The 20,001-nt window shown below is 39.9% G+C and carries 17 protein-coding genes; 10 read left to right on the top strand and 7 right to left on the bottom strand.

Annotated features, from left to right (window positions below; all coding sequences use genetic code 11):
• Positions 1–62: 62 nt before the first annotated feature.
• The 5 genes from ybeY (at position 63) to QTN47_RS16720 (ending at position 5,104) form a co-directional block, all read left to right on the top strand.
• Positions 63–488, top strand: a complete 426-nt coding sequence (ybeY, locus tag QTN47_RS16740; RefSeq protein ID WP_369330550.1) for an rRNA maturation RNase YbeY — start codon at positions 63–65, stop codon at positions 486–488.
• A gap of 392 nt (positions 489–880) precedes the next feature.
• Positions 881–2,749: a tRNA uridine-5-carboxymethylaminomethyl(34) synthesis enzyme MnmG gene (gene mnmG, locus QTN47_RS16735; protein ID WP_369330549.1), complete on the top strand. Its 1,869-nt coding sequence runs from the start codon at positions 881–883 to the stop codon at positions 2,747–2,749.
• A 160-nt stretch (positions 2,750–2,909) separates the two neighbouring features.
• Positions 2,910–3,710 carry a hypothetical protein gene (locus QTN47_RS16730; RefSeq protein WP_369330548.1) on the top strand — a complete coding sequence of 267 codons (801 nt, stop codon included), beginning with the start codon at positions 2,910–2,912 and terminating at the stop codon, positions 3,708–3,710.
• Positions 3,711–3,815: 105 nt separating this feature from the next.
• The gene (locus tag QTN47_RS16725) at positions 3,816–4,415 is read left to right on the top strand and encodes a NifU family protein (RefSeq protein WP_369330547.1); all 600 of its coding nucleotides are present in this window, start codon (positions 3,816–3,818) and stop codon (positions 4,413–4,415) included.
• A gap of 137 nt (positions 4,416–4,552) precedes the next feature.
• Positions 4,553–5,104 carry an AAA family ATPase gene (locus QTN47_RS16720; RefSeq protein WP_369330546.1) on the top strand — a complete coding sequence of 184 codons (552 nt, stop codon included), beginning with the start codon at positions 4,553–4,555 and terminating at the stop codon, positions 5,102–5,104.
• Between the two features lie 191 nt (positions 5,105–5,295).
• Here the strand turns inward: QTN47_RS16720 and dnaN are convergent, their stop codons facing one another.
• Together dnaN and QTN47_RS16710 are read right to left on the bottom strand one after the other, a co-directional pair.
• Positions 5,296–6,411: a DNA polymerase III subunit beta gene (dnaN, locus tag QTN47_RS16715; RefSeq protein ID WP_369330545.1), complete on the bottom strand. Its 1,116-nt coding sequence runs from the start codon at positions 6,409–6,411 to the stop codon at positions 5,296–5,298.
• A 100-nt stretch (positions 6,412–6,511) separates the two neighbouring features.
• On the bottom strand, positions 6,512–6,904 hold the full coding sequence (locus QTN47_RS16710) for a response regulator (protein ID WP_369330544.1): 393 nt from the start codon (positions 6,902–6,904) through the stop codon (positions 6,512–6,514).
• Between the two features lie 84 nt (positions 6,905–6,988).
• Here QTN47_RS16710 and QTN47_RS16705 point away from each other — a divergent pair, with 84 nt between their 5' ends.
• The 3 genes from QTN47_RS16705 (at position 6,989) to QTN47_RS16695 (ending at position 9,036) form a co-directional block, all read left to right on the top strand.
• The gene (locus QTN47_RS16705) at positions 6,989–7,465 is read left to right on the top strand and encodes a regulatory protein RecX (RefSeq protein WP_369330543.1); all 477 of its coding nucleotides are present in this window, start codon (positions 6,989–6,991) and stop codon (positions 7,463–7,465) included.
• Positions 7,466–7,512: 47 nt separating this feature from the next.
• Entirely contained in the window at positions 7,513–8,589 is a 1,077-nt protein-coding gene (locus QTN47_RS16700; RefSeq protein ID WP_369330542.1) for an iron-containing alcohol dehydrogenase family protein, read from the top strand.
• Between the two features lie 129 nt (positions 8,590–8,718).
• Positions 8,719–9,036, top strand: coding sequence for a carboxypeptidase-like regulatory domain-containing protein (locus QTN47_RS16695; protein ID WP_369330541.1), 318 nt, complete (start codon positions 8,719–8,721; stop codon positions 9,034–9,036).
• Positions 9,037–9,115: 79 nt separating this feature from the next.
• On the opposite strand, the gene QTN47_RS16690 is transcribed toward QTN47_RS16695, so the two are convergent.
• Complete coding sequence (locus QTN47_RS16690; RefSeq protein WP_369330540.1) at positions 9,116–9,613, bottom strand: DinB family protein; 498 nt, start codon at positions 9,611–9,613, stop codon at positions 9,116–9,118.
• Between the two features lie 308 nt (positions 9,614–9,921).
• Between QTN47_RS16690 and recA the strand changes: the two genes are divergently transcribed.
• Complete coding sequence (gene recA / locus QTN47_RS16685) at positions 9,922–10,950, top strand: recombinase RecA (protein ID WP_369330539.1); 1,029 nt, start codon at positions 9,922–9,924, stop codon at positions 10,948–10,950.
• A 249-nt stretch (positions 10,951–11,199) separates the two neighbouring features.
• Here the strand turns inward: recA and QTN47_RS16680 are convergent, their stop codons facing one another.
• Positions 11,200–11,580, bottom strand: coding sequence for a DUF1398 family protein (locus tag QTN47_RS16680; protein ID WP_369330538.1), 381 nt, complete (start codon positions 11,578–11,580; stop codon positions 11,200–11,202).
• 102 nt (positions 11,581–11,682) lie between these two features.
• Positions 11,683–12,720 carry a quinolinate synthase NadA gene (gene nadA / locus QTN47_RS16675; RefSeq protein ID WP_369330537.1) on the bottom strand — a complete coding sequence of 346 codons (1,038 nt, stop codon included), beginning with the start codon at positions 12,718–12,720 and terminating at the stop codon, positions 11,683–11,685.
• A 695-nt stretch (positions 12,721–13,415) separates the two neighbouring features.
• Between nadA and QTN47_RS16670 the strand changes: the two genes are divergently transcribed.
• A complete protein-coding gene (locus QTN47_RS16670; RefSeq protein ID WP_369330536.1) occupies positions 13,416–15,539 on the top strand; it encodes a SurA N-terminal domain-containing protein in 2,124 nt (707 codons plus the stop codon).
• 951 nt (positions 15,540–16,490) lie between these two features.
• On the opposite strand, the gene QTN47_RS16665 is transcribed toward QTN47_RS16670, so the two are convergent.
• Both QTN47_RS16665 and QTN47_RS16660 read right to left on the bottom strand, forming a co-directional pair.
• A complete protein-coding gene (locus tag QTN47_RS16665) occupies positions 16,491–17,378 on the bottom strand; it encodes an OmpA/MotB family protein (protein WP_369330535.1) in 888 nt (295 codons plus the stop codon).
• 206 nt (positions 17,379–17,584) lie between these two features.
• Positions 17,585–19,921 carry an ATP-binding protein gene (locus tag QTN47_RS16660; protein ID WP_369330534.1) on the bottom strand — a complete coding sequence of 779 codons (2,337 nt, stop codon included), beginning with the start codon at positions 19,919–19,921 and terminating at the stop codon, positions 17,585–17,587.
• Positions 19,922–20,001: the final 80 nt, after the last annotated feature.

Below are 20,001 nucleotides of genomic sequence, written 5' to 3'. Positions count from 1 at the left end.
AAGCAAATGTAGACTTGTATTACAGTATTTTGTTACGAATTTTGGAAGCGAAATCACAAAAAATGTCAAAAAAAGTAACCTTTAACTACGCTGACGCCAAGCTGAATCTCAGCGACAAAAACAGGGTAAAAGAATTCGTCGAAACCATCTTTAAAAAAGAAAGGAGGAAACTTGAGGCCATTAACTACGTCTTTTGCTCGGATGAATTCCTGTTAACCATTAACAAAGAACATTTGCAGCATGATTACTATACGGATATCATCACCTTCGACCTTAGCGAAACCAGCGAAATAGTAGCGGAAGTCTATATAAGTGTAGATAGGATTAAAGACAATGCCAAACAACTTAAAACACCATTCAACGAAGAAGCTCTCAGGGTAATCTTCCACGGCGCTCTCCACCTTTGCGGTTACAAGGATAAAAAGAAGGAAGAAGTCCAACTAATGCGTTCCAAAGAAGACTACTACATAAACCTCTATTCAAGATAAAGTTCCACGTGGAACTTTTTTTTCTAGCCCCAACATTAATCATAAAACAACAATTAGACCCTAACCCTCTAGCCCTTAATTTATTTAAACAAACCCAGGCATAACAAAAGCATTCTCCATAATTCGCTTTCATTTATGATTTAGAAAATATGGCCACAATATTCCGGATATATATCTAGCATCTGTAATCAGTGTTTCTATCAATAAACCATATCTCAATCCTAGTTCCTTCCTTTCTCGTTCCACGTGGAACATAAAACGCCTTCGAATCCTGTTAATCCTAAAATCCAACCAATCCCGGCCCCAATCCCCGTTCCACGTGAAACATCTTAATCCATTTTAAGAATTCTTACCAAAATCTCAGTCTATCTTTGCACCCTAAATAAAGCCAGATGTTTCCAGAATACGATGTAATTGTGGTTGGTGCCGGTCACGCAGGGTCTGAAGCCGCTGCCGCCGCTGCCAATCTAGGTAGTAAGGTCTTATTAATAACGATGAATCTGCAGGTTATCGGCCAAATGAGCTGTAATCCTGCAATGGGCGGAATTGCTAAAGGACAGATTGTAAGGGAAATAGATGCCTTAGGAGGTTATAGTGGGATAGTGAGCGACCGTTCAATGATCCAGTTCAGGATGTTGAATAGGAGTAAGGGGCCTGCCATGTGGAGTCCCAGATCACAAAACGACAGGATGCTCTTTGCCCAAACATGGAGGGAAATGCTGGAACAGACGCCTAATGTTGACTTTTACCAGGATATGGTGAAGAGTCTTGTTATAAAAGGAGACAAGGTTTGTGGAGTTGTAACGGGTCTGGGTCATGAAATTAAAGCCAGGGCAGTGGTTGTAACCAGCGGGACATTCCTGAATGGCATTATTCATATTGGTGAAAAACGTTTTGGTGGTGGCCGTGTAGCAGAAAAAGCAGCTACAGGAATTACCGAGCAGCTGGTTGAATTTGGCTTTGAAAGCAGTAGACTTAAAACCGGAACTCCTCCAAGGGTTGACGGACGCAGTCTTGACTACACTAAAATGGATGAACAACTGGGTGATGAAGAGATAACAGGCTTCTCATACCTGGATGTTCCAAAGATCACAGCTACCCAGCAAAGAAGTTGTCATATTACCTATACAAACCAGACAGTTCACGATATTCTGAAAACAGGTTTCGACAGAAGCCCGATGTATACTGGTAGAATCGAAGGAGTGGGGCCAAGATATTGCCCTAGCATTGAAGACAAGATCAACCGTTTCGCTGACAAGGAAAGGCACCAGATCTTCGTTGAACCGGAAGGTTTCAATACAATTGAGATTTATGTGAACGGATTCTCCACTTCATTACCTGAAGAAGTTCAGTATGCAGCTATAAAACATATCCCTGGCTTTGAAAATGTAAAATTCTTCAGACCGGGATATGCCATTGAATACGACTATTTTCCACCAACGCAGTTAAAATACTCCCTGGAAACAAAGCTTCTGAGTAGCTTATTCTTTGCAGGTCAGGTAAACGGAACTACCGGTTATGAGGAAGCCGCCTGCCAGGGACTTATTGCCGGCATCAATGCTCATCAAAAGATCAATGATCTTGAGCCACTTATCCTGAAAAGAAGCGATGCTTATATAGGAGTACTGATCGATGATTTAATTAGTAAAGGCACGGAGGAACCATACAGGATGTTTACCAGCAGGGCAGAGTATCGTACCTTATTAAGGCAGGATAATGCTGACTTGAGATTGACTGAAATGAGTTACAGAATGGGACTGGCAAGCCAGAAAAGAATGGAAAAGACCCTTGATAAAAAGAATAGGGTTGTTACCATGCGCAAGCTGCTTACCGAAACCTCAGTAGAACCGGCGGATATAAACAGCTATTTGGAGACCATAGAATCTGCTGCACTTACCGAGAAGCAAAAGGCAGCTAAGATTCTGCTCCGTCCGGACGTGACATTAAAGGATATGATCGATTCTTCCGAAACGCTGAAAACGTTGTTCGCAGAGTATACCCCGGAGATAGTTGAGCAGACTGAAATCCAGGTGAAGTACGAACGTTACATCGAGAAGGAGCAGGAACTCGTGCAGAGAATGTCACAGATGGAAGACCTTGTAATTCCGGATTCATTTAATTATGACGGAATTTCATCGTTAAGCAACGAAGCACTCCAGAAATTTAAAAAAGTAAAACCAAAGACCCTGGGCCAGGCAAGCAGGATCAGCGGAGTTAGTCCGACTGACGTACAAATACTTATGGTATACATGGGCCGGTAGTTTTTCTCATATATTTTTTCAAGTGGCAATCGTCCTTAACAGGCTGATTGCCACTTGCTTTTGAGATGCCCGGATTTATTAAGAAAATCGTGTTAAATTACACTTCCTACCATTTATGAATGGTCCCGCGTTTGTAATATTATCCCATAAACGGCTTGTTTTGAGAACATCTTTTACATTCATTTTATTTCTCTTTTTTTCTTTCAGTTATTCGTTTAGCAAGGCTCAGCAACAATACAATGTAGAAGGTAAGGTTGTGGACTATTCAAACCGGAGACCCCTCGAAGCCGTTTCTGTTTTTACCACTTCAGGGAAAACCCTCATAACTGACAGCCTGGGAAAATTTACCGTACCTGTAAAAAGTGGTGATTCGATCTGGTTTTCTTACTTTGGAAAAAGAACCCAAAAGTATCCGGTGGATACAATAGCTAATCCCTACAGTTTTGAAGTCGGACTTCACATTGATGTCGCCTGGCTGCCTGCCGTTAAAGTAAGATCCAGCGATTATAGATCGGACTCCATTTTAAACAGGCAGAATTACGCCAAGGCTTTTGATTACAAAAAGCCCGGCATTGCAATTAGTAGCAATCCGCCATCTTCATATGTTCCCGGAAGTGTGACCTCCGCTTTTGATCTGGATGCACTGATCGATGTTTTCAGGTATAAAAAGAAACGTCAGATGGCGAGCCTGCAAAACAGGTTATTGTTTGAAGAACAGGATAAATATGTGCTACATCGATTCAGTAAAAGGTTGATCAAGCAACTAACCAATCTCGATGGCAAATCATTGGATTCATTTATAATGATTTACAAACCTCCTTATGACGTGATGCTCGCAATGAATGATATAGAACTTGGATATTATATACAGCAATGTTATTATCAGTTCCGCCATATACAACCAACTAAATCCGAAAAACCAGATGTGTTCATTCGCAAGCCGGAGGAAGAAGAACCTTAATAATTTCGACAAGCGAAATTAATCTCTAAATAAATCCTGTAAATTCCGGCCAGGGTAAATAACCTGTCTGAATTTATTATTTTTGCCGTTGTAAAAAGATGTGATATGATTAAAACCGGAAATCCTGTAATCAGCATTTATACAGAAATGACTCCTAATCCGGAAACAATGAAATTTGTTGCAAACAAATTATTGTTCCCCGGTAAAAGCATAGATTTTCCTGATGAAACTACTGCAGCTCCTTCTCCATTAGCAAAAGAGCTCTTTAGCTTTCCTTTTATAAAAAGCGTTTTTATCGCCAGCAATTTTGTAACACTTACAAAAACGCAGGAGACAGAAGACTGGCAGGACGTTATTCCAACCATTAAACAATTCCTGAAAGATTATCTTGAAGGTGGTGGTATAGTTGTTAACGAGGACGAACTTGCAAAAGTAAAACAGGAAGCTACCAATGATGTAGCCGCTGATGATGATGACGTAGTAAAACGCATCAAAGAATTGTTAGACAACTATGTGAAACCCGCAGTTGAAATGGATGGTGGTGCTATCCAGTTCAAAAGCTATAACAGCGGTGTTGTAAACCTTATGCTGCAGGGAAGTTGTAGCGGTTGCCCATCTTCAATGATCACTTTAAAAGCCGGTATTGAAGGAATGATGAAACGCATGATACCTGAAGTAAAAGAAGTAGTTGCCGAAGCTGAATAAGTTTATTAGCATATAATAAGAACCCTGGAAATAATTTCCGGGGTTTTTATTTGCTCAAATTATACTATGCGACAAATGTCGCTTTATAATAAGACAATCATATTTCAATATAAATTCATCATAACGGTACTGCCTTTATGTACGAAAGAAAAAAGATAGTTGTAATAGGTCCCGAGTCAACGGGCAAAAGTACTCTATGTGAATTGCTGGCTTCGCATTACAACACAAGTTGGTGCGCTGAATATGCAAGAGAATATTTGCTGACGCACGAAAGGCAATACAATTATGATGATCTGCTTACAATTGCAAAAGGACAATTGTCTCTTGAAGAAAAGACTTCTGAACACCTTGCCGTTATTGATCCGCAGCAGATCAAACCATTGATCATAGACACAGACATGTATGTGATGAAAGTCTGGTGCGAATATGTATTTCAGCGATGTCATCAGTTTATACTCGATCAGATCACTACACGCAAATATGATCTCTACTTGTTGTGCAATATAGATCTGCCATGGGTGCAGGATGAACTACGCGAATATCCGGATGAAATTTACAGAAGAGAACTGTTCCACATTTACAAAGACCTTCTTATAAATCAACAGACCCCGTGGGTACAGATAAACGGATCCTATGAAGAGCGGCTACAAACAGCTATTTCGGCAATTGATAAAATGTTACTTGTGTAACAATGAGGGAAAACAATTTGAAACACGAAGACACTAAGAACACAAAGCAGCACAAAGTCTTAAGAAGCGCTAACGCGGAAAGTACATGCTGCGTCGCCCCATCTTTGCGTTCGCCGCGTGAAACAAATATTTTCTCACTAAAATAAAAAACCACCGTGCTTACGGTGGTTTTCACTTTATACTAAGCTATTCTAGTTGTTCAGCATTAGTGGCATTACAAGCATCAACAGCTCCTGGTTACTCTCTTCTTCAATCGGCTTAATAAGACCCGCTTTTGTTGGTGTTGATAACTCCATTTTGATCTCATCACCATCAACGCCATTCAGCATCTCAATCAAAAATTTTGCGTTGAAAGCAATTTGCAGATCTTCACCATCGTACTGGCAGCTCATACGCTCGTTACCTTCAAAACTGAAATCAACATCCTGCGCTGTTAATGTAAGCTCGCTGCCGCTTATGTTCAAAGCAACCTGGTTAGTGCTTTTATTACTGAACACACTTACACGTCTTAATGCACTCTGGAAATCAGATTTAACAACCACAAGCTTGTAAGGATTGTCAGCAGGAATAACGACTTTATAATCTGGGAAACGCGCATCAATCAATCTACAGATCAATTGTGTTGAACCATGCTTAATGAAAAGGTGATTGCTGTTATAGCTGATCGTTATTTCATCTGAATTGTCAGGCAATGCATTCTTCAGCAAGTTCAAAGGTTTCTTTGGAACGATGAAGCTGTCTGATTTTGGACAAACTACATCTGTTCTTTTATAACGTACAAGTCTGTGCGCATCCGTAGCGACAAATTGAGCACTGTTTCCATTCAGTTCAAAGAAAACACCTGTCATTGCAGGACGAAGATCATCATTGCTAACAGCAAACAAAGTTTTATTGATCGCAGTTATCAGGGCTCCGCTGCTCATGTTAAAGCTATTGGTTTCATCCGCTGATGGCTCTTTGGGAAAGTTATCGGGATTTTCACCCATTACTTTATACTTACCATTATCACTGGTAATTTCAACTGCATATTTGCTATCTATATTAAATGTCAGCGGCTGATCTGGAAGGTTTTTCAAAGAATCCATCAGGATCTTTGCAGGGATACATACTCTACCGTTCATTTTACTTTCCACATCCATTTCAACTCTCATAACGGTTTCAAGGTCGGTAGCAACAATTCCTAATTTTTTATCCTGAATCTCAAATAAGAAATCTTCTAATATTGGCAATACCGTATTAGCGCTAATTACACCACTTATTTGTTGTAAGTGTTTTAATAAAGCTGAAGAGGATACAATAAATTTCATAAAACGCTCTCAAGTTTTGTAATCCAACAAACCTACTGTAAAATAAATTATTATGGAAAACCAGTTTTACATTTCAGCTTTATTCACACCCGAATGTGAATTAGTTGTGCGGGATAGAAGCCAGTAACTGGCTGAATTTTTCTTTATGCACGGGTTTAAGAATATAGTCGGCAACAGATTGATATTGTCTTGATTTATTGATATCGTGTTCATCTATTGACGAACTCACCATATAAACCGGAATATTTTTACCTAATGAAATACGCGCATAATTCTCAAGGAACTGCCAACCGTTCATTACCGGCATATTGATGTCAAGGAAGATTATATCAGGAAGATCGGAACTTGATTTGTGGGTTTCCAGATAGCTGATTGCTTCAGCCCCGTTGGAGAAAGTTAATACGCTGTCAGCCATCCCCGTGGCTTCGATAGTCTTACGCACTGCGAACTGATAAACTTTGTCATCATCAACAACACAAATGGTCAGTCTCATAGCTTTCATTTGGGGCATAACTTTTAAATTTCCAATCTTTGCAGGTTATTCACGAGAATTTGTTTAATTTTTAAAGCTCAATTCTTGAACAATCTTACAAAGCAAAAAGCACTACATAAAATCAGCAATTTTTGTGCCTATCAGGAGCGTTCACCGGCTGAAACGCTTGAAAAGCTTGCATCTTACGGATTAAATTCTGCTGAAAGCGAAGAAATACTTCACTCCCTGGTAAAAGAAGGATTTGTAAATGAACAAAGATTTGCCCTTCAATACGCCGGATCCAAATTTAGATTAAAACATTGGGGAAAACGAAAGATTCAGTATGCTTTAAAATTAAAGGGCATTTCACAGGAATACATTACAGAAGCACTTGCTTCAATAGACATGGATGATTACTATGCTACACTTGAAGATCTTGCCAGGCAAAAGATATCAACACTTACTAAGGAAACAGATCAATCGTGCAGGGTAAAAACAACAACTTATCTTTTACAAAAAGGTTATTCACAATCAGACATACAAGAAATTATTAAAACTCTTATCTCATCCAGAAATGAGTAAACCCATGCCACTCAAACTATTACCTTCGCAGCATAAAATCTAATGTTATGGCACAGTTCCGCAACTTCAGGATGGTAAATTATGTGATTTTCGGAAGAGGAAGTTTTGACCAACTGGATGAAATTCTTGCTCCTAACCGCAAAAACGGTGCTCCAATGGTATTTTTTGTCGATTACTTTTTCGAAGGAAAACCTTTGGCTGACAGAGTTCCATTAAAAGGCAATGACAAACTTATTTATATTGATGTAACACACGAACCTAAGACCTCTTATGTGGATAAACTGGCCAAAGACCTAAAAGAAGAATTCGGAACGGTAAGTGGTATTATTGGCATTGGTGGTGGTTCTGTAATGGATCTGGCCAAAGCCGTTTCTTTAATGATGACCAATGAGGGTTCATCCGCCGATTACCAGGGATGGGACCTCGTAAAGAAACCCGGTGTGTATAAAGTAGGTATTCCAACGTTAAGCGGAACCGGCGCTGAGGTAAGCAGAACCTGTGTACTTACCGGACCAACTAAAAAACTGGGTATGAACTCTGATTATACACCATTTGATCAGATAGTTCTTGACCCTGAATTAACAGCAAACGCACCGGCTAATCAGCGCTTCTATACGGGAATGGATTGCTATATCCATTGCGTTGAAAGTCTGGAAGGAACTTACCTGAATGAATTCAGCAAAAGCTATGGTGAAAAAGCGCTTGAGCTTTGCCAGGAAGTATTTCTTGAAAAAGACACGTGGGACGAAGAAAGTGATGATAAACTGATGATGGCATCTTATGCCGGCGGAATGAGCATTGCTTATAGCCAGGTAGGCGTAACCCACGCTGTTAGCTATGGCTTAAGCTATCTGTTGGGAACCAAACATGGAATTGGAAACTGTATAGTAATGAACCATCTTGAAGAATATTATCCTGAAGGAACAGCGGAGTTCAAGAAAATGGTTGAAAAAAATAATATTGATATTCCGGAAGGCATCTGCAAAGATCTGACCGACGAACAGTTCGATACCATGATCAATGTTTCCCTCGGCATGAAAGCCTTGTGGGAAAACGCACTCGGCGCAGACTGGGAAAAGATAATGACGCGTGAAAAGCTAAGAAAACTGTACAAACGTCTTTAACATTTATGAAAGCCACCACCAAGTGGCTTTTTTTATTAACAAAGTTGTCAACAGCTTGGCATGGTACTTGAAAAATAGCAATAAGCTAAAAGAATTCACCTTTATTGTTTAACATTAAATTGAGCACATATGAAAAGAGTTAAACTGGGCCTTGCGGCCCTTGCTATATCTGCCGCTGGTTTCTTTGCATTCACCAATCTGCAGGGTGGAGGAATTAAAGGATCTATTACACCTGCCGATGGCGCGAAAGAAGCCTGGGCGCTATCTTCTACAGACACTATAAGAGCCACAATTAGCGGGGGAGCATTTACATTTACAAATGCTAAAGCTGGTACATATAAAGTGATGATAGACGCAACTGAACCTTACAAAGATGTGATTAAGGAAGGCGTTCAGGTAGCCGACGGACAAACAACGGATTTGGGCGAAATTAAACTTGAAAAATAAGTTTTATCAGCATCAGTCATAGAGTACACCTCGCAACCAGAAAAAAACCGGCACTTATTACTGCCGGTTTTCTTTTGTGCTATTGCTCATCTGCGGATGGGCCATACATGCCGGGAACCGCAAGATCATTCAATCTCAGGTATACGGTCAACTGACCGCGATGATGTACAACATGATTAAATACCATACTCCTGATTACTGCCGCCTTCGGTAATTCCAGAATAACATGATCACCTTTACGCAAGGTCCATTTCTTCATTAGCAGGCTGTCATCAGCCCCTTCAAGTGCCTTCGTGGCTTCATCCAGGTTCTTTTCAAAAACCTCCAGCACCTCCAAAAAACCCGTCAGCGGTTGCCTTCTCGGACTACTGGCTAAATCAAGTTCATCACTGTTAATTGTCATAGTTATCCACGTCGTAAGGTTGGCGATGTGACTAGCCAACTGACCCATGGTATAAGATTTCTGATGAGGTCTCCACTCGAACTTATCTTCGGCTTGTTTTAAACGCTCCAGTATTTTACGTGTATTAGCCGCCTCGTGTTTTAATTCCGGCAACATCATTTGAGCAATTCCCATACTTATAATTTTAGATTAAAGATTCGGCAATTTTTTGCAAGCCTCAATGCTAAAACAAATCAACATTCATCTTGTTCACAGCCTTCTTCACATATCTGTGTATAACTTACGGCAACGCAAAAATCGGCAACGTAAAACCAACTCTTTGGCTTACGTATATAATGTTTTTGAAACGCAAAACTACTTAGTCAAATTGATTGAATATCCCTTTATTTTGTGTAGCAGAACAAAATATATTCTAAATTTTTTAGCATTATATTGATAAATTAATTAGTTTTGTTTTCTCATTACCTCTAAAACGAATAATAATGTCAAACGCAGAAAAACTTAAAGCACTCAAGCTCACGATAGATAAAATAGATAAAGATTTTGGCAAGGGTAGTGTAATGATGATGAATGAAAAGGCCGAAAAACAACTGGAAGTAGTTTCAACCGGATCCATCGGTCTTGATACTGCACTTGGAATAGGCGGATTACCAAAAGGAAGAATTGTTGAAATATATGGACCTGAATCTTCAGGTAAAACAACTGTAGCCACGCATGTGATTGCTGAAGCTCAGAAAAAAGGCGGCATTTGTGCGATAATAGATGCCGAACATGCCTTTGACAGCGCTTATGCGCAAAAGCTGGGTGTTGATGTGGATAACCTTTTAATATCTCAACCTGATTATGGTGAGCAGGCGCTTGAAATTGCTGACCGCTTAATTCTTTCCGGTGCGCTGGATGTTGTGGTAATTGACTCAGTAGCTGCGCTTGTACCGAAAGGTGAGTTGGAAGGTGAAATGGGTGATAGCAAAATGGGCTTACAGGCACGTTTAATGAGCCAGGCTTTACGTAAACTTACAGCTACTATCAGCAAGACAAATACCGTTTGTATCTTCATTAACCAGTTACGTGAAAAGATCGGTGTAATGTTTGGAAACCCTGAAACAACAACCGGCGGTAACGCTTTAAAATTCTATGCTTCTGTACGTTTGGATATCCGCCGTATGGCACAGATCAAAGATGGTGATGAAGCAATCGGTAACCGTATAAAAGTAAAAGTTGTAAAAAATAAAGTGGCTCCTCCTTTCCGTTCTGCAGAGTTCGATCTGGTGTTTGGTGAAGGTATCAGCAAAATAGGTGAGATACTTGATATGGGTGTGGATCTTGGCATTGTACAGAAAAGCGGTAGCTGGTTCAGCTATGACAGCAACAAACTGGGCCAGGGTCGTGAGGCAGTGAAAAAATTATTGCAAGACAATCCTGAATTAGCAAATGAAATAGAAGGTAAGATCAGGGCAAAACTTATGGATGTTCCCGCAGGCTCTGTTTTACAGGAAGCTGAGGAAGATTAATAGAACTATATGGGTTAGTAAATGAAGGCCATCTTTCCAGATGGCTTTCTTATTTCTGAGAGGTTATCAACATGCAATTGTGAATAAGCGACCTGATGCTTATTCCGATTTTCATGAACCATAGCTTTATTCACACCAGGTGAAGAAAAATATTATTAAGCCAGGCTGTTTATTCTTCTGATAAAAATTTTTGCATGACAAGCTTCAACAAAAGATGAACAAACTTATGCCCGGCTTAATAATATTAGCTCATAGAGGGATCCTCTCTTCAAAGTGACCATCAGGCCCAATGTAAGTTACTTTCTTACTAATGCCATTCAATGTGGCTTCGTAAAACCGTACGCCCGATTTTGCAAGCTCGGTCATAAAAACAGGATAATCAATCTTGTCTTCACGTTTGTCCTTGATCGCTTGTGTTACCTGTTTTTTATTGAAACTTCTTGCAATTTCCCTGGGAACAACATCACTTATGTGAATAACGTTTTCCCCTTCGGGCATCCGATACAAAACCGTGCTGGTAGCAACATCAACGGTATAAGAAGCAACTCCAATGTCAATAAGCATAGACATGAGAGAAGGATAATCCCGCGCCATTTTATAGGCGTTCCTGATTCGTTGCATTGTATCCATAACCTACCTGATTAAATATCTTTATTTATCCATGTAGTCGTTCACAAAAGGCAGCTAATTGTCAAGAACAACAAACCAACAAAGTCAACAGTTTATCCACATCTATCCGCCAATCAGACCTGCAGCCCTGCTTATTTCAAGCATACGCTCAATTGGTTTTAAAGCCGCTTTTCTAAGCGTTTCATCCATGGTGATTTCCGGGGTTTCATATTCCATGCACAGGTACAGCTTTTCAAGTGTATTCAGCTTCATGTGTGGACAATCATTGCATGCACAGCTGTTATTCGGCGGGGCCGGTATAAATGTCTTGTGAGGTGCATCTTTTTGCATCTGGTGCAGTATACCTGTTTCTGTAGCAACAATATATTCTTCTGCACTATCCTGAATAGCATATTTCAACAGTTGCGTTGTGCTTCCAACAAAATCAGCAACCTGCAAAACAGCATCTTCACACTCAGGGTGCGCAATCAATTTGGCTTTAGGGTGACGGACTTTTAATTTAGTGATCTTCTCCAGGCTGAATATTTCATGAACCATACATGCACCGTTCCACAGTACCATGTTGCGTCCGGTCTTTTTGTTGAGATATCCACCAAGATTTTTATCTGGCGCAAAAATGATCGGCTGATCCTTCGGAACACTCTCTATAATCTTCTCTGCATTTGAAGATGTGCAGATTATGTCGCTAAGGGCCTTAATTTCGGCTGTACAGTTTATATAACTAATTACGATGTGCCCGGGGTATTTTGCCTTAAAATGGGCAAATAAATCAGCAGGAGCGCTATCGGCTAAGGAACATCCGGCCTTTAAATCGGGAAGGAGCACTTTTTTGTTTGGGTTGAGAATTTTTGCCGTTTCAGCCATAAAGTGCACTCCGGCAAATACAATTATATCAGCATCTGTCTTTGCTGCCTGTTGAGCAAGGCCAAGGCTATCGCCAATATAATCTGCAACATCCTGTATATCCGGCTCCTGGTAATAGTGAGCCAGCAGTATTGCATTCTTTTCTTTCTTCAATCGTTCTATTTCCGCAAACAGATCCAGGCGCGGATCTATTTCAATATTCAAATAACCGTTCGAATCAACATTTGCTTTTGCTCTTTGCAAAACTTCATCCGGAACTACATTAAGATTGTTCATCGTGCGTTGTTTAATTTTTTGCAGGCAACAAATATCCAACAACCTGAGAAAAAAATTTTTTGAAATCACTCTCAAAAAATGTGAATATCGACCGTAATATTCTTTAATAATACATTTATAAAAAAAAAGCTATTACTATTACGGCTGTGGATATCGTGATAACTTTCTTATCCCCACAATGCAAAGTTAATGACTGATTATCTATCCACACATATCCACATAAAACTCACACTGTGAAACGTTCGTGAAATATAAAAAAGGCGGCTTTACCCACATCGGTGGAAAATCTTAAACCGGTTTATGCCCATCTGGTAATTCACAAGTAATTAACTGTTAATTAAGATGGGGGAAAAAGTGATTAAGAAAGTGGAAAATCGAAAAAACCGGAAAACCGCCTTAGTTATTCCACTCGCGTCCACAATCCGCATTGTTAAAAAGTGAGTTTATTAACGGCTTTACCCGGTTTTCAACATTTTTGTGTTAATTAATGTTCCACGGAAGTTTTTTTACCGCTTTTTACATAAAAAAACACAGGATTATGGTTTTCTGCATGCATATATATAATATATATGGGGGTAAAACGCCAAAAAGCCCAAAAAAGCAAATACGACAATATTTTCAGCCGTTATCCACAATTTGTTGAAATGTTTTTTCCCCTATTTTTGCCATCCTTATATTAAACCGTATTAACTAATATGTCAGTAATTCAACGAATTCGTGATAAAGGCGCGTGGATTGTCTTTATTATCATTGCTCTTGCCCTAATTGCTTTTATTCTGCAGGATGGCTTGTACCGTAAAGGAAGTTTATTCGCTAATACCACAACTGTTGGTAAAGTAGATGGAGAATCTATAGAGAAAGCTGATTTTGAAAGAAAAGTAGAATTTATTCAGCAAACCAACCAGCAGGCAGCAAACATGCCCCGCGAACAGTTGATGGCGGGTGTATGGAACCTGATGGTGAATGAAGTGTTGATGAATAAAGAATACAAAAAACTTGGCGTACAGGTTACAGGTGACGAAATAAGCAACCAGTTGTTCGGTGCTAATCCTCCGCAATGGCTTGTTCAGGCATTTACTGATCCTAATACCGGCCAGTTTAATATGGAGCAGGCTAAACAGCAGTTTAACCAGCTTAAGAAAAAGAAAAATGATCCGCAGGTTAATGCGATCTATGAAGCATATATTCAGCCAACAATCGATCAGACATTACAACGCAAATACCAGTCTTTGATCACTGGTGCTGCATACATTCCTAAATGGATGGTTGAGAAAATGAGCGCTGATAATAATTCTATCGCAAGCGTTTCTTATGTATTTGTTCCTTACAATTCAGTTGTTGACAGCACCATCAAAGTATCTGATGATGATATTAACAACTATGTGAATAAACATAAGAACCTGTTTAAGCAGGATGAAGAAACACGCTCTGTTTCTTATGTAGCTTTTGATGCAAATCCAAGCTCACAGGATAGTGCTGCTGTTTACAAACAACTGGAAGAAATTAAACCAGAGTTTGTTAACACTCCTACTGCAAACGTGAAAACATTTGTTGCTTCTAAAGGAAGCGCTATTCCTTATTATGATGGTTACATCACAAAAAGTACGGTACAGGTTCCGAGCGCTGACAGCATTTTAAAACTGGCAGACGGACAGGTGTTCGGACCGTATCTTGATAATACTAACTACACCCTGGCTAAAATGATCAGCCGCCGTGTAATGCCTGATTCTGTAAAATGCCGCCACATATTAATTAAGACAGAAAATCAGGGACAGCCTGTATTACCTGATAGCGTTGCCAAGAAAAGAATTGACAGCATTGTTAACGCTATTAACCATGGTGCAAGCTTCGATTCGATGGTTCAGAAATTCAGCGATGATCCCGGAAGTAAAGCTACCAACGGAGAATATACATTTACTGCAATGCAGTTCGGAAGCATCAGCAAAGAGTTCGCTGAAACCATATTCTACGGCAAAACCGGTGATAAGAAAACGGTGAAAGTTGAGAACGCTGCATATGGTGGTTACCATTATATTGAAGTTCTTGACCAAAAGAAATTTGAAGACGCCTACCAGATCGCATATGTTTCAAAACCAATCGCAGTTAGCGCTGAAACAGATGTAACTGCAAGTAATGCAGCGAGCCAGTTTGTAGCTGTAAGCCGCGATATGAAGAGCTTTGAGCAGAATGCGGTTAAACAAGGTAAACCCGTTTTACCCGCTACTGAAATAAGGGAAAACGATGCTAACATTGGTACATTAGGTGAAAGCAGAACTTTTGTAAGATGGGTATATGATAACAAGCTTGGTGCTATTTCTGAGCCTACTAAAATTAATAACAGGTATATAGTTGCAATTATTACCAATATTAATAAAGAAGGTTTACAAAATGCAGCTACTGCAAGACCAATGGTTGAAAGTATCATCAGAAACGAGAAGAAAGCCAAGGTGATCGTTGATACAAAAATGAAAGGAAATACTTTAGAATCCTATGCTCAGGGTGCTGGCGCATCTGTACAGAAAGCAGATAGCATTTCTTTCCAAACTCCGTTTGTTCCAGCTGTAGGAAATGAACCTAAAATGGTTGGTGCTGCATTCAACAAATCTTTACAGGGAAAAGTAAGCTCGCCGATCGCAGGTACTACTGGTGTTTTTGCTGTAAAAGGCGAATCCATCGGTGCAAAAGCTTCTATGGAAAGCAATCCTGCTTCATTGAAAGCACAGCTTGAAAATACGTTGCGCAGTATGATCGGGTACAGATCTATGGCCTCCTTAAGGCAAGCTGCAACTGTAAAAGATTACAGAAGCAAATTCTATTAGTAGATAACTAAATGAAATATAGAAAGGGGTGTTACGAGAGTAGCATCCCTTTTTTTGTTGGGTATAATTAGCGCTTCTCGACCGACGCTGAAGGCGTCGAAGCTTTAGCACAGGCAACGCCCTGGAAGGGCGGAAGAAATTAAACCATATAAGTAAGGTGTCGGCCGCGCCAACGTTTCTTTGTAAACAACTGATAAAGCTTAAAGCCCAAAGCGAACCGAAGCGAAGTTTTTTAAACCATATAAGGCATATAAGAGCAAATAAGAGCTTTTGCCCAGGATAATAGTAACACTTAAACGACAATATATTTACTTAACCAGTTCGGACCTTCACCATTCACTATCCACTAGTTGTATAGAAGGGATGTAAGAGAATATAAGATTTTCCGCTCTGCGGAAGTCCCAGCTTCCGCAAACCTGCTCTATCGCTTGGAGCGATTAATTGTAAAAGACATATCGCCAAAGGCGATAGAGTAAAGCCACGAAGCCAGGAGGCTTCGCGGAGCGGCGAACAGCCGCTTAACTTATATTCCTTACATCCCTTCTATACAACTAGTGAATAGTCAATAGTCAATGGTGAAAGTCCGGTCTGGCTAAGTAAATTTATTCTCGCTTAAGTACAATTATTATTGTAGACAAAATCCTTATTTGCTCTTATATGCCTTATATGGTTTAAAAAACTTCGCTTCGGTCAGCTTTAGGCTTTGGGCTTTAAGCTTTAGGTTTTAGGCCAGTTGTTTATAACGAAACGTTGGCGCGGCCGACACCTTACTTATATGGTTCAAATCCAAAGACCGCAGGTCTTCAAATGCATTTCTAAAATGTTTTTCCATCTGTTTTGCAAACAAATACATCACCATGTTTCAATCTAATCAAATCAGCTCCCAAATAAAAAAGCGACTGATATTCAGCCGCCTTTCCATTTATCTATATTAAATCGTTATCGCTCTAACTATTTACCCTGCGGAGTTTCCAACAGTTTAAAGAACTGATCTAACTGCGGTAGAATAACAATTCTTGTCCTTCTGTTAGCTGCTTTTCCGTCTGCAGAATCATTTGTCGCAACAGGTATATATTCACTGCGACCCGCTGCTGTCATACGTGCCGGTTTGATATTGTATTGATCCTGAAGTATTCTTACTACAGAAGTTGCACGCTTAACACTCAGATCCCAGTTGTCCTGCAACACAGAATTACCTTTATAAGGAACATTGTCAGTATGGCCTTCCACCATAAATTCAATATCAGGCTGGTTGTTCAAAACCGCCGCAACTTTTCCTAACACTTCTTTCGCGCGGTCGGTAACAACATAGCTTCCGCTTTTGAAAAGTAGTTTATCAGAGATGTCAATGTAAACTACACCTTTATCCACCTTGATGTTAATATCCTTATCATCAAGATTACCTATAGCACCTTTCAGATTCATCACCAGCGCCATGTTTAAGGAGTCTTTACGAGCCATTGCTGACTGCAGATCCTTGATATAAGCGTCTTTAGCGCCTATATTTTCAAGTGATTTATTGATACTTTCAGCCTGGGAGCTGGAGATAACAGACAAATCTTTAAGCTGTGATAATACCTGGGTATTGTTGGTTTTTAAGAAGTCTACCTGGTCAGTCAATGCACGAATTCTTGATTCGTAATCAGCCCGGCTGCTGGCATATGCCGCTGAAGAATCTTTAGAAGTCTGCTCACAGTTTCTGAGCTTTTGTTGTAATTCAAGATAGGCGCCGTTCAACTGTCCATATTTAGCTTCGGCTTGTCTTACTTTTTTGGGGCTAACGCATGAGAATAAAAGACCAAAGGATAGAATGGATACGGTAACATACAATGCTTTCATGTCAAATAAATTTAAATGAATTAGAACCTTTAAATATTGTGCCAATGTTCACTACACCGTAAAAACGGTGCAAAGGTACATGGCTTACATGTAATAGAAATGTAGCAACAATCGCTGTTGCCTAAAGATAACAAAAAAGCAAGTGAATTAATTGCTAGCCAGCAATATAGATGCCATGAAATTTAACTTTTTTGGATAGCGGCATGTTAATGCTGCGAACTAAGATGATTGTTTGAAGATTTTGAAACAACTGAAAATAATTCATTTGCATTGAATGGCTTTATAAGTATGCCATTCATACCAGCTTCAAAAACCTTGGATTGAATTTCAGAAGGAATAGCGGCTGTAAGCGCGATAATAGGAGTTTGGTTTCCTGTGGCCCTTATCCGTTTTGTTGCATCGTATCCGTCAACAAGTGGCATGTGGAGATCCATCAGAATAATATTGTATTTATTTTGCGTGCTCATAACCACAGCTTTTTCGCCATTATCAGCCACCTCAACATCCACTTTCCACATATCCAGGAACTTCTTGGCTATAAACACATTCATCGGATTGTCTTCTACCAGTAATACTTTAACGCCTTGCAAATTTTTCATACTGCCATTTTCTTTATTTGACTGTATGTTTTCTACGGGGTACTGAGTGTTGCTTTTTTCAAAAGACTGTGTGAAATAAAAAACGGAACCAACGCCTACCAGGCTTCTCAATTGCAGCGTTGAGTTTTGTAATTCCAATAGTCTTTTACAAATAGCAAGGCCGAGACCGGTGCCACCATAACTTCTTAAAGTGGAAGAGTCCGCCTGGGTAAATTTATCGAATATTAGTTTTTGTTTATCCTGTTCTATGCCAATACCGGTATCTTCTATCTCAAAAGTTAATTTAAGCTCTTCATCAGTCTGCGAAACCAATTTAATACGTAAGCACACTGAACCGGTATGGGTGAATTTTATGGCATTGTTTACGAGGTTGTATAACACCTGGCTAAGGCGCGTAGGATCGCCCATTACAATTACTTTAAGCTCCGGCATTTCCAGTTTCAGGGCAATACCTTTTTGTTCTGCACTGGCCCTGGCACTAGCGATAATGTTTCTGGCGATGGCTGCCAAATCCATTTCAATATGTTCAAAAGTAATTTTCTGCTCCTCTATCTTATTGAAATCAAGGATATCGTTCACTATTACCAACAGATTGTTTGCTGAGAACAGCAGCACGTCCAGACTCTCCTTTTGATCCTGGCGCGGATTATTTTGTATAAGTAACTGGCTTGTACCTATGACAGAATTCAACGGTGTTCTTATTTCGTGGGACATAGTGGACAGAAATTCTGACTTCACTTTTAAACCAAGCTCCGCCTGTTGTTTGGCAACTTTCAAAGTAGTTGCAAACCGAAAAGACAGTATAAGCGATTGAAAAAAGAAGAACAGCAGATAAGCTGCGAACAACAGAATGTAATTAGATGCCTCGATTTTATAGAAATAGTTAACGTTGATGATAATAAATACAACGATGATTACCGCTGTGCTTATTAAGGCATATTTGGCCCCTATACGTTCTTTGCGTGCGGCTTTTATAAAAAGGTACATGCCATAAACAATGAACAATAGCAGCACCACCAAAAAGAAGTTTAGCATGGATGAAAACATCTTTACAGGAAGCACCAAAGCACAAAGCGTATACACCAAAGAAATAAGCGACATAATCGTTACAACGGGCCGGTGAACATCTGCCGGATATAAAAAGCGCATGTACTGTGCAAAGAAAAGTACACTCAGGAAAAGCGTTGTGTATTCCAGCCGCAGGGTTACAAACCAGCTTACATCCGGCACAATTGTGTGCAGGGAATAAGGACTAACGCCTGCTATACGATAGCTGTAGGTTATGCAAAACAATGCGAAAAAAAGGATGGCTTTATCATGCTGGCCAAACAAATACAAACCGATAAAAAAAAGTCCGCCCATAAAAAGGCATCCTGCCAGGGTAAAATCGAGTGCTATTTGCCTGTTCTTTTTCAGAATGATACTTTGTCTGTCTCCAATAACAATATGGTGGTAAGGCCCACCCCGGTGATGATGAAAATTACTTACCTGTAGCAACAGGTGTAACGTATCCGTATTATTTGGCAACAGACTACTGATGATCGTGCTCCAATAGGGCACTGTTGTTTCCCTGGTTTTTCCGGGAACGCCATTTTCGGCATTCACTTGTCCGTTTACATACAAGCGGAAGGCGCTGTAAACTTCAGGAACCTGCAATATCAGTTTGGGCCTTTTTTTTGGAAGCAATACATCCAGCTTATAAGTTGCATATCCAAAAGCTGGTAAATTTTTTCCGTTGACGACTGTATTATTCCAGAGTGTGGGAAATTCAGTGTATGTTTTAGGAGGCGTGTTTTCGCCGGGTTTTAACAGATGGCCGAAGTAGAATTCCCACTCACCGTTTAGAGGTACTTTTGAATTTGTAAGATCTGTATTCCGGAGGTCAATCACCCCTGTCTTTGCTACCTGAGGGCGTGTTGCTTTTAACGAACATGATGTTGTCAAAAATGCGATGGTAAAAAAAAATAAAACCCAACTAATTAAGTTAAAAACAGGTCTTAGCATTATCATAAGTAGCCTCAATC

The organism is Danxiaibacter flavus, from assembly GCF_041060425.1.
Taxonomy (GTDB): domain Bacteria; phylum Bacteroidota; class Bacteroidia; order Chitinophagales; family Chitinophagaceae; genus Danxiaibacter; species Danxiaibacter flavus.
Note: the sequence above shows the minus strand (reverse complement) of the source record. Positions and strands in the feature narration are given on the sequence as shown.

What these genes read in the sequence shown, in the direction of transcription:
- ybeY (WP_369330550.1), top strand. Translation starts at nt 63, where the DNA reads ATGTCAAAAAAAGTAACCTTTAACTACGCTGACGCCAAGCTGAATCTC.
- mnmG (WP_369330549.1), top strand. Translation starts at nt 881, where the DNA reads ATGTTTCCAGAATACGATGTAATTGTGGTTGGTGCCGGTCACGCAGGG.
- QTN47_RS16725 (WP_369330547.1), top strand. Translation starts at nt 3,816, where the DNA reads ATGATTAAAACCGGAAATCCTGTAATCAGCATTTATACAGAAATGACT.
- QTN47_RS16720 (WP_369330546.1), top strand. Translation starts at nt 4,553, where the DNA reads ATGTACGAAAGAAAAAAGATAGTTGTAATAGGTCCCGAGTCAACGGGC.
- dnaN (WP_369330545.1), bottom strand. Translation starts at nt 6,411, where the DNA reads ATGAAATTTATTGTATCCTCTTCAGCTTTATTAAAACACTTACAACAA.
- QTN47_RS16710 (WP_369330544.1), bottom strand. Translation starts at nt 6,904, where the DNA reads ATGAGACTGACCATTTGTGTTGTTGATGATGACAAAGTTTATCAGTTC.
- QTN47_RS16700 (WP_369330542.1), top strand. Translation starts at nt 7,513, where the DNA reads ATGGCACAGTTCCGCAACTTCAGGATGGTAAATTATGTGATTTTCGGA.
- QTN47_RS16695 (WP_369330541.1), top strand. Translation starts at nt 8,719, where the DNA reads ATGAAAAGAGTTAAACTGGGCCTTGCGGCCCTTGCTATATCTGCCGCT.
- QTN47_RS16690 (WP_369330540.1), bottom strand. Translation starts at nt 9,613, where the DNA reads ATGGGAATTGCTCAAATGATGTTGCCGGAATTAAAACACGAGGCGGCT.
- recA (WP_369330539.1), top strand. Translation starts at nt 9,922, where the DNA reads ATGTCAAACGCAGAAAAACTTAAAGCACTCAAGCTCACGATAGATAAA.
- QTN47_RS16680 (WP_369330538.1), bottom strand. Translation starts at nt 11,580, where the DNA reads ATGGATACAATGCAACGAATCAGGAACGCCTATAAAATGGCGCGGGAT.
- nadA (WP_369330537.1), bottom strand. Translation starts at nt 12,720, where the DNA reads ATGAACAATCTTAATGTAGTTCCGGATGAAGTTTTGCAAAGAGCAAAA.
- QTN47_RS16670 (WP_369330536.1), top strand. Translation starts at nt 13,416, where the DNA reads ATGTCAGTAATTCAACGAATTCGTGATAAAGGCGCGTGGATTGTCTTT.
- QTN47_RS16665 (WP_369330535.1), bottom strand. Translation starts at nt 17,378, where the DNA reads ATGAAAGCATTGTATGTTACCGTATCCATTCTATCCTTTGGTCTTTTA.